This window comes from Eggerthella guodeyinii (assembly GCF_009834925.2).
Lineage (GTDB): Bacteria > Actinomycetota > Coriobacteriia > Coriobacteriales > Eggerthellaceae > Eggerthella > Eggerthella guodeyinii.
In genome coordinates this window covers 1,672,380-1,685,087 of sequence record NZ_CP063310.1, presented here as the reverse complement: position 1 = coordinate 1,685,087, position 12,708 = coordinate 1,672,380, and the positions used below count along the sequence as shown (strand labels likewise).

Sequence of the window (12,708 nt, the reverse complement as noted above, 5' to 3'; positions counted from 1 at the left end):
GTATGGAACAAAACCGCCAATCTGACACACGCGACGGAAATTTCGGGCGCCCCACGGGCGGAACGGCCGCGACGCGTATACTGGTGGCGAGACGAACGCCGCGACCGCGCCCGCGCGCACCCGAGGAGCAACCGATGAACGCCCGCCGCCACCTCCCCTTCCGAGCCGCCTGCCTGGCCCTGGGCCTCGGCCTCGCCTGCCTGCCGCAGGGCTTCGCGCACGGCGTCGTGGACGAAGGCGACCTCGTGCTGGGCCGCAGCGTCGCCGAACGCGCGCTGCCGTCCGAGCAGTGCCCCGACCTCGACGCCTCGTACGCCGCGCTCGTGGACGAGGACGGCACGCTGTGGTTCGGCCGCGACGCCGGCGAAACGGCGCAGATCGCCTCGCTCACGAAGATCATGACCGCGCTCGTGGCGGTGGAATGGCTCGACGCGTCCTCGACGATCGAGGTGACGCCCGCGGCGGCGAGCGTCGGCGAATCGAGCGCCGGGCTCGTCGAGGGCGACGCGATGACGTTCGACGACGCCTTGAAGGCGCTGCTCACCGCATCGGGCAACGACGCGGCGTCCGCCATCGCCCAGGCCGCCGGGGCGAGGATGCTGGCGCAGGAGGCTTCGGGCGGCGACGCGTACGCCTGCGAGGCCGCCTTCGTCGAGGCCATGAACGCGAAAGCGGCCGAGCTGGGGCTGGCGAACTCGTACTTCACGAACCCGCACGGCCTGGACTTCGACGCGTTCGCCCAGGGGCAGTACAGCTGCGCGGCCGACGTGGCGGCGATGCTGCGGGCGGCGATGCAGCACGACCTCGTCCGCGCGAACATCGGGTTCTCGCAGGTGGACATCGTGGTGCAGCGCGGCGGCGCGCCCGCGACGCTCACGCTGACGAACACCGACACCATGCTGGGCGGCTACGAAGGTACGTGCGCGGCCAAGACCGGCTACACGCTGGCCGCGGGCCCCTGTGTGGCGACGGCCGTGAACCGCGGCGACGGTCACGAGTACTACGCCGTGGTGCTGGGGTCGTCCTCGAAGCCGCAGCGGTTCGCCGACTCCGAGGCGCTGTACGACTGGGTGCTGGCCGAGCGCGGCGCGCTGGCCGAGGAAGAGGGCGAGGCCGCGGGCGAGCCGGAGCCGCCCGCCGTCGAGACGGTCACGTACCAGCTGGTCAACGCCCCGCGTTCGACGGCAGCGGAGATCGGCGGGACGACGGCCTCCCGCCCCGTGGTGGCCGAGGTGGCCCACGGCGACTGGACGGACCGCACCGTGGAGGCCACGGTGCTCGACGCGAACGCCGCGGTCACGGTGCCCGTCGGGGGCGGGCGCATCGAGCAGGAGGCGTCGTTCGCCGCGCTCAGCGGCGACATCGAGCGCGGCGACGTGGTGGGCCGCCTGACGTTTCGGCAGGACGGCGCGGTGCTGTGGGAGGGCGACCTCGTGGCGGCCGAGGACGTGGCCGCGCCCACCTGGTGGGAGGGTTTGGGCGTGAGCGCGCAGCGCTTCTTCGGCGGCCTGTTCGGCGCGCCGGCCGTCGCCGAGAGCACGCTCGTGGCGACCGGGCCCCTCAAGGTGTCGTAGGCGGCGGGTTAGAGCAGGTCGTCGGGATCCACGTCGATGGCGACGTTCGCGTCCTTGTCCGGCTTGCGGCGGCGGAAAAACGGCAGCAGCGCCGTGGACAGGTCGGCCTCCACCGGACACTTCACCACGATGTGCCAGCGGTACGTGCCGCGCAGCTTCGCCAGCACGCACGGCGTGGCGGGCAGCACGCTCCACCCGTCGCCGCCGTAGTCGCGCACGACCTCCTCGAGCCCCGCCTGCAGCTCGGCCGCCACGCGGCGCACCGCCGGCTCGTCCTTGCTCCACACCAGCACGTTCGCCATGCGCACGTAGGGCGGGTAGCCCAGAAGGCGGCGCTTCGGCAGCTCGTCGCGCAGGAACAGGGCGCGGTCGTAGGTGGCGGCCGCGCGGATGGCGGGCGCGTCGGCCTCGTAGGTCTGCACGAGCACGCGGCCCGGCAGCTCGGCGCGGCCCGCGCGCCCGGCCACCTGCTCCACGAGGTCGAACGTGCGCTCGGCCGCGCGGTAGTCGGGCAGCTTCAGCATGGTGTCGGCGTTGATGACGCCCACGAGCGTGACGTCCTCGAAGTCGAGCCCCTTCGCGATCATCTGGGTGCCCAGCAGCACGGCCGCGTCCGCCGCCGCGAACTCCTCGAGCAGGCGCTGGTGCGCGCCCTTGCCGCTCGTGGTGTCGGCGTCCATGCGCACGATGGGCACGCCCGCGCCCACGCCGGGCATCTCGTCGAGCAGCACGCGCAGCTCGGCCTCGACGCGCTGCGTGCCCGCACCGAACTTCTTGAGGTAGGGGCTACCGCATTCCGGGCACGTGGGCGGCGTGGGAATCCGGTAGCCGCAGTGGTGGCAGATGAGGAAGTTGCCGCGCTCGTGGTACGTGAGCGAGGTGGAGCACGACGGGCACTCGGGCACGAAGCCGCACTCGCGGCACAGGAGGAACTTCGCGAACCCGCGCTGATTGAGCAGCAGCACCGCCTTGCGGCCGGCGGAGAGTTCCTCTTCGAGCGCGCGGGCCAGCGGCAGCGCGAACATCGCGCGCGAGCCGCCGCTGAACTCCTTGGCCATGTCCACCACCTGCACCTCCGGCAACGGCTTGCCGTTCGCGCGCTCGGGCAGGTCCACGTGATGCCACGAGGGGTCCTTCGCGCAGGCGTGGAGCGCCTCGATGGAGGGCGTGGCCGAGCCCAGCACCACGGCGGCGCCGGCGCGGCGCGCCATCCACGCGGCCACGTCGCGCGCGTGGTAGCGCGGCGCGCTGTCCTGCTTGTAGGAACCTTCGTGCTCCTCGTCGATGACGATGAGGCCGAGGTTCGCGAGCGGCGTGAACAGCGCGCTGCGGGCGCCCACCACCACGCGCGCCGCGCCCGAGCGGATGAAGTCCCACTGGTCGTAGCGCTCGCCCTGGCTCATGCGCGAGTGCATGACGGCCACGAGGTCGCCGAAGCGGCCGCGGAAGCGCGCGACGGTCTGCGGCGTCAGCGAGATCTCGGGCACGAGCACGCACGCCGTGCGGCCGGCCGCGAGCGTCGCCTCGATGGCCTGCAGGTACACCTCGGTCTTGCCCGAGCCGGTGACGCCGTCCACGAGCACCACCTCGCCCGCGCCGCGCGAGCGCGCCGCGTCGATGGCCGCGAGCGCGCCGGCCTGCCCCGGCGTCAGCGGCGGCTTCGCGGAGGGGGTGAACGACGGCGCGGCGGCCGAGGGGGCCGAGAGGGCCGAACCCGCGGCGTCCTCCGCCATCCCCCGCATGCGGCGGCGGTGCTCGATGCGCACGACGCCCTGCTTCTCCAGCGTCTTGAGGGGCGACGACACCGCGCCGAACTCGGCCGACAGCTCCGCCACGCGCAGCTCGCCGCCGCGCAGGGCCGCCACGATGGACGCCTGCTTCACGGCGTTCTTGCGCGGCTCGAAGTCCGCGAGGGCCGGGCCCGGCACCACCCAGCGGTCGTCGACCTCCCCCACCGTCGGCTCCTCGAGCCGCCAGTAGCCCGCCTGCGCGCGCACCATGCGCGGCACGCCGCCCGGCGGCGTGAACAGGCGCACGCACGACGACAGCGGCGCGATGTAGCGCTCCGAGAGCCATTGCGCGCACGCCGCGCCCTCCTCGTCGAAGTACGGGCGGCTCACCGCGCGCACGACGCCTTTGAGCTTGGCGGGGTTCAGCCCCTCGGGCCAATCGCCGTCGGCGCGCTCCTCCATGGCGACGACGAAGCCGACCGCCTGGCGCGGCCCGAACGGCACGAGCACGGCGCAGCCGACCTCGACCGGCTGATCGCCCGCTCCCGCTTCCTCGGGGACGGCGTAGGTGTAGGGCGTATCGAGCGCCTGCGTGGGTATGTCGAGAATGACCGATGCGAGTTTCATGCCCCCAGTATATCCCAACCCCGCGCATTACACGGATGCCGCGATGGCTTCTGCAACGAACTGGTTGAGCGACTCGCCCTTTTCAGCCGCCTTCAATGCGGCGCGTTCGTGCAGTTCGGAACCGACCCGCGCGGGCGGCGCGGAGATCGCCGCCATCTATGGGCATCCGAAGGGTGGACGCGTCCGGAAGGGGCGGAAACAGAGCCGCCCGACGCAATCGCGCCGGGCGGCTCGCCGCGCATATGAAGGTTGCGCTTACGCCAGCCCGCATGCCTTCCGCAGCTCGTCGGCCTTGTCGGTGCGCTCCCAGGTGAACTCGGGGAGCTCGCGGCCGAAGTGGCCGTAGGCGGCCGTCAGGCGGTAGATGGGGCGGCGCAGGTCGAGGGCGTCGACGATGGCGCCCGGGCGCAGGTCGAACGCCGCGTCCACGGCGGCCACGATGTCGGCCTCCGGCACCGCGTTCGTGCCGAACGTGTCGATCATCACGCTGACCGGCTTCGCCATGCCGATGGCGTAGGCCACCTGCACCTCGCAGCGCGCGGCGAGGCCCGCGGCCACCACGTTCTTGGCCACCCAGCGCGCCGCGTAGGCCGCCGAGCGGTCCACCTTCGTGCAGTCCTTGCCGGAGAACGCGCCGCCGCCGTGGCGGCCCATGCCGCCGTAGGTGTCGACGATGATCTTGCGGCCCGTGAGGCCCGCGTCGCCCATGGGGCCGCCCACCACGAAGCGCCCCGTGGGGTTCACGTGGATCTCGGCGCCCTCCAAGAGCTCCACGCCCTCGGCGGCCAGCACCGGCTCCACGACGTTGGCGATGACCTGGGCGCGCAGCTCGTCGTGGGCGATCTCCTCGGCGTGCTGCGTGGACACGACCACCTTCTCCACGCCCACCGGGCGGCCCTCCGCGTAACGCACGGACACCTGGGTCTTGCCGTCGGGGCGCAGGCTCGGCATCGTGCCGTCCTTGCGCACCGCGGTCAGGCGCTCGGCCAGGCGGTGGGCCAGGTACACCGGCATCGGCATGAGCGTGGGCGTCTCGTCGCAGGCGTAGCCGAACATCATGCCCTGGTCGCCCGCGCCGACGCGCTCGTAGGGGTCGTCGCCGGCGAGGCCGCGCTGGGCCTCCCAGCTCTCGTCGACGCCCTGCGCGATGTCCGGGCTCTGGTCGTGGATGGCGTTGAGCACGCCGCAGGTGTCGCAGTCGAAGCCGTACTTGGCGCGGTCGTAGCCGATGTCGCGCAGCACTTCGCGCACGATGGCGGGCACGTCGACGTAGGCCTGCGTGCGGATCTCGCCGGTGACGATGACCATGCCGGTGGTGGCCATGGTCTCGCAGGCCACGCGCACCTGCGCGGGGTCGGCGGGGTGCCCGTCGGGGGCCACGTAGCCGGCCTTCGCCAGCTCGGTCTCTTTCGCGAGGATCGCGTCGAGGATGGCGTCCGAGATCTGGTCGCACACCTTGTCGGGATGACCCTCGGTGACGGACTCGGACGTGAACAGGTACGTAGAACGATCTTCGGCCATAAGTTCCTCCTTCATCGCTGTAGGCCGGACCACCTTGGCGTATCCGCCAGGTTGGTGTCGGGATCTCAGAGCCAACTCTCTCCCCCGACTCTTGATAAAACAGAGAACCGCGCACATGGCCGGAATCCCCGTGAAACCTTGCCGATGGTACCCCGAAAGCAGCATCCGCGCAAGACCGGAAACGTCGCAAGCGCGCAACCCCCACGAGCGCCGCGCAGGCGGACGGGAAAACGCCGGCGAACCGCCGGGAAACCGCCTCCGGAAAGATTCCGAGTCCTCGCCGTTCGTGTGGCGATACGGCAACTTCCTCGATCGCGCCGCGCAGCTCATGGTACACTTTTCGGCTGAAACCTATCCCCCGCCCCGATGCGCGCGCCGCCCCGGGAGCGGTGTCCCGAAAGGATCGCCATGCCAACCAACGCCGACTACACGCGCGAGTACTTCGAGATCATGGACTCGCTCGACGGAGACGTCGCCGGACGCCGCGCCGCCTTCGACTACATGCAGAACTCCACGGCCATCGTGCACCACCAGGTGGTGGCGTGCTCCTTCATCCCCCGCCTGTTCAACAAGAAGACCTACGACACGATGAAGGAGACGGCGGAAACGGCGCACCGCATCCTCGTCAAGGTCATCGAGCATTACCTGGCCGACCCCGAGTACCGCCGCGCCTTCGACTTCGACCCGCGCCTCGAGGAGCTCATCCTGTTGCCGCGCGGCTACGACTCGGTGCTGCCGTTCGCGCGCGTGGACACGTTCCTGAACGAGGACGACTACCGGGTGAAGTTCTGCGAGTTCAACGCCGACGGCTCGTCGGGCATGAACGAGAACCGCGAGATCACCACGTCGGTGGCGCAGTCGAGCACGTTCGAGGAGTTCGCGAACCGCCACCATGTGGAGGGCTGCGAGCTGTTCGAGTCGTGGGTGCAGGCCTTCCTCGACATCTACGCCACCTACGCCCGCCGCGTGGAGAACCCGCGCATCGCCATCTGCGACTACCTGGAGAACGGCGTGGTGGACGAGTTCCACATCTACGCCGACCTGTTCCGCCAGCGCGGCGCGGAGTGCGTGGTGGCCGACGTGCGCGACCTGCGTTTCGACGGCGAGGCGCTGTACGACAAGGACGGCCAGCGCATCGACGCCATCTGGCGCCGCTGCGTGACGAACGACGTGATCGACCATTGGGACGACTCGCAGGAGCTTCTCAACGCGGTGCGCGCCGAGAAGGTGGCGCTCATCGGCAGCTTCGCCGGCCACATCGTGCACGACAAGCAGATATTCAAGGTGCTGTTCGACGACCGCACCGTGGAGTTCCTCGACGGCGACGAGATCTCGTTCGTCGAGGAGACGGTGCCCATGACGGCGTTCCTCGACGACGACTACATCAACGTGGGGCAGATCCGCGCGAACAAGGACGAGTGGATCATCAAGCCCACCGATCACTACGGCGCCGACGACGTGTACGCCGGCTGCTCCGTGTCGCAAGAGGAATGGGAGGGCCTCGTCGACAAGTTCGCGAACGGCCGCGCCGGCTTCCCGTTCATCGTGCAGCGCTACATCCGCCCGTTCAAGACCGAGACGCTGCCGCCCGACGCGCGAATCGACGAGCTGGCCGACGACGAGGTGTCGGACTCCCCTGCGCTGTACAACAACCTGAACGGGCTGTACCTGTACGACGGCGTGTTCACCGGCGTGTTCAGCCGCCTGGGCCCGCTGCCCACGATCTCCAAGGACATGCAGGGCATGACCGCCGCCACGATCTGGGTGGACTAGGTTTTCCGGGCGCGCCGGTTTCTCGGCGCGCCCTCTTTTTTGCGCGCCCGACGGCGCGCCACGGGGATGGGAGAGAGGACGATTCGCATGTCCAACGCGATCAACAAGCTTGCCGCGGTGGTTGCCGCTGCGGCGCTGGCGGTGACGCTCGTGGCGACGGGGTTCGCCGCATGCGCGGCGTTTCCGCAGACCACCGAGGCGCTCGCGGGGGCGTTCTCGGGCAACGGCAATCCCGACACGCCGTTCTCGCACGACGAGCTCGTGCAGGCGGCCGTGGCGACGCGCGATTACACGGTGGGGTCGAACGACCGCGACGCCGTCTTCTCCGCGCTGCACGCCATCAACGAGAGCGCGGGCACGCCCTACGCGCAGGCCGGCCCCGACGAGCTGGCCGCCGCCCCCGAGGAGTACACGCTGCCCGCCGACGCCCTGTCGCACCTCGACGACGTGTACCGCGTCGTGGCAGGCGCGCGCATCGGGCTCGTCGTCGTCGCGCTCTTGGCCGTGGCCGCCTGCGCCCACGTGGCCATCCGCGTCGGGCGGCGCGCCCTCGGCGGCGTGCTGGCCGCGGCGGGCGTCGCGGTGGTCGCGGTGTTCGCGCTGCTGGCCGCCTGGGTGGTCGTGGACTTCAACGGCTTCTTCGCCGCCTTCCACTCGCTGTTCTTCGCGAACGGCACCTGGACCTTCTCCTACGATTCGCTGCTCATCACCATGTACCCGCCCGAATTCTGGATGGGGATGGGAGCGGTGTGGCTCGCGACCACGGGCTTGCTGTCGATCGCGGCCGTCGTCGTCGGCGTGTTCTTGCGTCGCAGAGGAGCCCAAAAGCGTTCGGCGTAAAGGGATGCGCGCCCGCGCCGCCGAGCGTGGCGAGACGGGCCTACAAGTCCTCGAGTTATGCACCCTCGTGGCATCGAAAACCCTCCGAAAACGCCCGGTTCGCGAGTTATGCACCCTTCCCGAATCCCGCACGTGCGGCAGGAACGACGGAGCCGATTTTCGACCTGGGGTTATTCCAAGCCTTTTCAGCCGAGTCTTTCGATCGAAGACGATTCGGCCGGACAAGGGGGTGCATAACTCGCGAACCCAGAAGTGCGTGCGGCATCCTCGACCGGAAACCCTCTCGACAAGGCAGCGGCACCCGGAGGTCAAGCCAGGGTCGAGCTTTTTGATGAGGAAGGGCAGCGAGCAACTTGCGGCGACGGCGGGGTCGACTATACTGAAACCGTTGCCGAAGTCCCGCTTCGACCCGAACGACAAGCCATTCTATCCGGAGGATCATCCCAGCTATGAGCGATAACAAAGTACGCGTGCGCTTCGCACCTTCCCCCACCGGCCGTCTCCACGTGGGCGGCGCCCGCACGGCCATCTACAACTGGGCGTTCGCGCGCGCCATGGGCGGCGACTTCATCCTGCGCATCGAGGACACCGACCCCGAGCGCTCGACCGAGGAAAACGTGCAGGTCATCCTCAACGCCATGAAATGGCTGGGGCTCGACTGGGACGAGGGCCCCGAGGTGGGCGGCGCGTCCGGCCCCTACTTCCAGACCCAGCGCATGGACACGTACGCCGAGGCGCTCGAGCGCATGAAGGAGCGCGGCAGCGCGTACCCCTGCTTCTGCACGAAGGAGGAGCTCGACGCCAAGCGCGCCGCGGCCGAGGCGAACGAGGGCGGCTACGCGGGCTACGACCGCACCTGCCGCGACCTCAACCCCGCCGAGGCGGCCCGCCGCATCGCCGCGGGAGAGCCGCACGTGTGGCGCCTGCGCGTGCCCGAGGACCACGCCGCCATCGAGTTCGACGATGCCGTGTACGGCCACGTCAGCTTCCCGGCCGAGGTGATGGACGACATGATCGTCGTGCGCACGGACGGCTCCCCCACCTACAACTTCGCCGTGGTGTGCGACGACGCGAACATGGGCGTCACGCACGTCATCCGCGGCGACGACCACCTGTCCAACACGCCGCGCCAGATCCTCATCTACGAGGCGCTCGGATTCGACGTGCCCACGTTCGCGCACCTGTCGATGATCCTGGGCGCGGACGGCAAGAAGCTGTCGAAGCGCCACGGCGCGGCTTCCGTGGAGGAGTTCTGCGAGCGCGGCTACCTGCCCGACGCCATGGTGAACTTCCTGGCGCTCTTGGGCTGGTCGCTCGACGGCGAGACGACGCTCATCGACCGCGCCACCCTGTGCGAGCGCTTCAGCCTCGACCGCGTGACGAAGAAGGATGCCGTGTTCGACGAGACGAAGCTCGACTGGATGAACGGCCAGTACATCAAGGCCATGGACGCGGGCGCTTGGGTGTGGGCGTCGCTGCCGTGGCTCTGCCGCGCGCATGCGGGCGTCGCGGCCGACGGCGAGCTGACCGACGAGGCGCGCGACGCGGCAGCGGCCGACGTGGGCGCGCGCCCGGAGTGGTACGCCAAGCTGTACCCGCTCGTGGCCGAGCGCCTCGCGCGCCTGGACGAGATCCCCGCCAAGCTGGCGTTCATGTTCTGGGGACCCGAGGTGCCCGAGCTCGACGAGAAGAGCGTCAACAAGGTGCTGAAGAAGGAGGGCGCACGCGCCGACGAGGCGCTGGCCGCCTGCCGCGGCGTGCTGGCCGACGAGGACGTCGCCTGGGAGGCCGAAGCGCTCCAGGAAGCGTGCCGCGCCTGCGGCGAGGAGCTGGAACTCAAGCCGAAGCTGCTGTTCCAGCCGCTGCGCGTGGCGGTGTGCGGCAACATGGTGTCGCCGCCCCTGTTCGAGAGCATCGAGCTGTTGCCCCGCGCCGACGTGCTGGCCCGCATCGACTACGTGACGAAAGAGGTGTTCGGTGGCTGAGGCCCCTGAGAACATGCCCCGGAACGCGGGCGACCCCTCCGCCGAGGCGGAGAACCGGCCCAACCAGATCGTCGTGCTGCGCGATTACTGCACGCGCGTGCGCGGCGCCGCGTGCGACCGCTGCGCGCTGGCCTGCCCGCACGACGCCATCGCGTTCGCGGAGAACGGGCGCCCCGTCATCGACGCGGACGCCTGCACGCGCTGCGGCATCTGCCTGGGGATCTGCGACGCGTTCTCGTCCTCGCGCGTCACGATGATCGACGTGCACGCGCGCATCCGCCGCATCGCGCTGCGCGGCGAGGACGTGGTGCTCACCTGCAAGGAGAACATCTTCCCCGGCTTCGAGCCCGCCGCCAACGTGGTGGTGCTGCCGTGCCTGGCGTGCCTGTCCCCCGAGTTCTGGACGCTCGTGCTGACCGAGAACATCCCGGTGCGCATCGCCGCGGACCTCGCCTACTGCGCCGACTGCGAGCGCGCGGGCGAGATGGGCGAGATGCTGTACGCCCACGCCGTGGAGACGGCCGAGGAATGGAGCGGCGCCACGGTGGGCTACCTCGACGAGATCCCCGAGAAGGAGAACCTCGTGCGCGACCTGGCGAACCCCGAAGGCGTCGACCGCCGCAGCGCGTTCACGAACCTCGTGAGCGACGTGGGCGACATCGCGTCGGGCAAGCGCCGCCTGCGCAACTCCGACGTGCTGCAGCAGTTCTACGAGCGCAAGGAGCGCGCTCGCGCCCGGGCGCGCCTCAACCTCGTGGACGGCGTGCAGTTCAACGACTTCGTGCCGCAGGGCCGCACGAAGCACGTCATGTGGCCGAAGCGCCAGCTGCTGCTCGAGGCCATCGACCGCAACCCGGAGATCGCCGCGCGCGTGCCGGCAGTGCTCTCCGAGACCGATTGCAGCCGCTGCACGAACGAGCTCGCGTGCGCCGAAGCGTGCCCCACGGGCGCGCGCTTCCCCAGCCCCGAGGACGGCCTGCTGTCCTACGATCCGCGCTACTGCATCGGCTGCGGGCTGTGCGTGGACGCCTGCCCGCAGCAGGCGGTGGGGCTCGTCGAGACCACCGCGGCCGCGTTCGCACGCGACGAAGACGAGAACCCGGAACCCCCGACCGACTAGCCCTCAAGGCAAGGAGCATCGCATGACCGCACCCGAGCAACCCGTTCCCGAGCGCGACGACCAGAACGCGCAGGGAGGCTTCGACGGCCAGCAGTACCCGCCCGCGACCCCGACGGGCGGAGCTCCCATGCCGCCCCCGCCCCCGGGCGGCCAGCCCTACGCTCCCCAGCAGCCCTCCTACGGCGCGCCGCAGCCGCCGTACGGTCAGGCCCCGCAGCAGCCCTACGGCCAGCAGCCGTACGGCGCCGCGCCGCAGCCTCCCTACGGCTACCCCGTCCAGCCCCCGTACCCCGCGCCTCCCGCGCAGCCGAAGAAGAAGGCGTGGCCCTGGGTGCTTGCGGGCTGCCTGCTGGTGTTCCTGCTGGGCATCGGCGGGTGCGTGGGCTGCGTGTCGTGCGCGATGATGATCGACTCGAACTACAACGGGTCGTTCGATCCCTATTACGACGACGAATACGACGGGCCGTACGACCCCTTCTCCGACGATTACGGCTACAACTACCCCTACGGCGACTCCGCCGACAGCTACGACGGCTCGGGCTACCTCACCTACGAGGCCATCAAGGAGGCCGCGGGCGACCTGCCGAACGAGATCGTGGATGGGAACTGCTCGTCGGGCGTATACCGCGTGGGCGCCGGCCAGGACATCGAGCCGGGCCGTTACTTCTTCGAGGGCAGCATGGACGAGGAGGGCTACTTCTCCATCTTCGACAGCGCCGGCTCCTCGGGCGGCTACGACATCGAGTCGGCCATCTCGTACTTCGGCAACTACTTCGCCGACCTCGAGGAGGGCGACCTCGTCGTGTTCATGGGCGCGGGCGACGACCGCATGTACCTGGCCGACAAGGCCGACTTCAAGCCCGAAGCCCCCTACGACAGCGGCCTGTACCGCGTGGGCACCGACATCCCGGCGGGCACCTACACCGTCACCGCGCAGGACGAGGCGGCGGCCGTCGCCGACCAGGACAGCGCGGCGTTCGTCATGAAGAGCATCGACTTCGACGACGATCCCATCATCGACACCAAGTACGTCCTGAAGGGCGGCTCCCAAACCGTCACGGTGAAGGACGGCGAGTGGCTCGAGTTGTTCGCCGCCACGGCGACGCCGGCGGAATAGGAAGGCGCACGATGCTTCCCGACAACCCCGCGCTCGACGAGATCGAGGCCGTGTTCGCCAACGACCGGTTCGCCACCGAGGCGGCGGGCTGCCGCGTCGTGTCGGGCGAGCGGGGCCGTGCCGTGTGCGCGATGGAGCTGGCCGACGTGCACCGAAACGCGATGGGCAACGTCATGGGCGGCGCCATCTTCACGCTGGCCGATTTCGCGCTGGCCGTCTGCTGCAACATCGGCGAGGAGCCCACCGTGTCGGTGGACTCCTCGATCAGCTTCTTCCGCTCCACGCAGGGCTCGACGCTCACCGCCACGGCCGTATGCGACAAGCCAGGCCGCCATCTGGGCTTCTACACGGTCGAGGTCGAGGACGACCTCGGGAAGCCCATCGCCCGGATGACCGCCACCTGCTACCGCTAGCCGCCGGC

10 protein-coding genes and 1 riboswitch are annotated in these 12,708 nt (G+C 70.1%); of the genes, 7 read left to right on the top strand and 3 right to left on the bottom strand.

Translation table 11 applies throughout. The features are described from left to right. Positions 1-134 precede the first annotated feature (134 nt). On the top strand, positions 135-1,574 hold the full coding sequence (locus GS424_RS06925; protein ID WP_218958886.1) for a D-alanyl-D-alanine carboxypeptidase family protein: 1,440 nt from the start codon (positions 135-137) through the stop codon (positions 1,572-1,574). Between the two features lie 8 nt (positions 1,575-1,582). Here the strand turns inward: GS424_RS06925 and priA are convergent, their stop codons facing one another. From priA to metK, 3 genes are all read right to left on the bottom strand, one after another. Beyond that, positions 1,583-3,931, bottom strand: a complete 2,349-nt coding sequence (gene priA / locus GS424_RS06920) for a replication restart helicase PriA (protein ID WP_160941819.1) — start codon at positions 3,929-3,931, stop codon at positions 1,583-1,585. Between the two features lie 27 nt (positions 3,932-3,958). Continuing rightward, positions 3,959-4,087 (bottom strand): toxin-antitoxin system HicB family antitoxin, encoded by a 129-nt coding sequence (locus tag GS424_RS06915; RefSeq protein ID WP_160941820.1) that lies wholly within the window; start codon positions 4,085-4,087, stop codon positions 3,959-3,961. A 99-nt stretch (positions 4,088-4,186) separates the two neighbouring features. Then, entirely contained in the window at positions 4,187-5,452 is a 1,266-nt protein-coding gene (gene metK, locus GS424_RS06910) for a methionine adenosyltransferase (RefSeq protein WP_160941821.1), read from the bottom strand. An 8-nt stretch (positions 5,453-5,460) separates the two neighbouring features. Next, positions 5,461-5,553, bottom strand: a riboswitch (SAM riboswitch). A 307-nt stretch (positions 5,554-5,860) separates the two neighbouring features. Here metK and GS424_RS06905 point away from each other — a divergent pair. The 6 genes from GS424_RS06905 to GS424_RS06880 all read left to right on the top strand — a co-directional run bounded on the left by GS424_RS06905 (position 5,861) and on the right by GS424_RS06880 (position 12,700). Further along, positions 5,861-7,225 carry a glutathionylspermidine synthase family protein gene (locus tag GS424_RS06905; protein ID WP_160941822.1) on the top strand — a complete coding sequence of 455 codons (1,365 nt, stop codon included), beginning with the start codon at positions 5,861-5,863 and terminating at the stop codon, positions 7,223-7,225. Between the two features lie 87 nt (positions 7,226-7,312). Further along, complete coding sequence (locus GS424_RS06900; RefSeq protein WP_160941823.1) at positions 7,313-8,065, top strand: lipoprotein intramolecular transacylase Lit; 753 nt, start codon at positions 7,313-7,315, stop codon at positions 8,063-8,065. A gap of 449 nt (positions 8,066-8,514) precedes the next feature. Further along, a complete protein-coding gene (gltX, locus tag GS424_RS06895) occupies positions 8,515-10,050 on the top strand; it encodes a glutamate--tRNA ligase (RefSeq protein ID WP_160941824.1) in 1,536 nt (511 codons plus the stop codon). After that, a complete protein-coding gene (locus tag GS424_RS06890) occupies positions 10,043-11,170 on the top strand; it encodes a 4Fe-4S binding protein (protein ID WP_160941825.1) in 1,128 nt (375 codons plus the stop codon). Before gltX ends, GS424_RS06890 begins: the two co-directional genes overlap by 8 nt. Before the next feature lie 22 nt (positions 11,171-11,192). Beyond that, positions 11,193-12,287, top strand: a complete 1,095-nt coding sequence (locus GS424_RS06885; RefSeq protein ID WP_160941826.1) for a hypothetical protein — start codon at positions 11,193-11,195, stop codon at positions 12,285-12,287. Further along, positions 12,245-12,700, top strand: coding sequence for a PaaI family thioesterase (locus GS424_RS06880; RefSeq protein ID WP_244977701.1), 456 nt, complete (start codon positions 12,245-12,247; stop codon positions 12,698-12,700). Before GS424_RS06885 ends, GS424_RS06880 begins: the two co-directional genes overlap by 43 nt. The last annotated feature ends 8 nt before the right edge of the window (positions 12,701-12,708 follow it).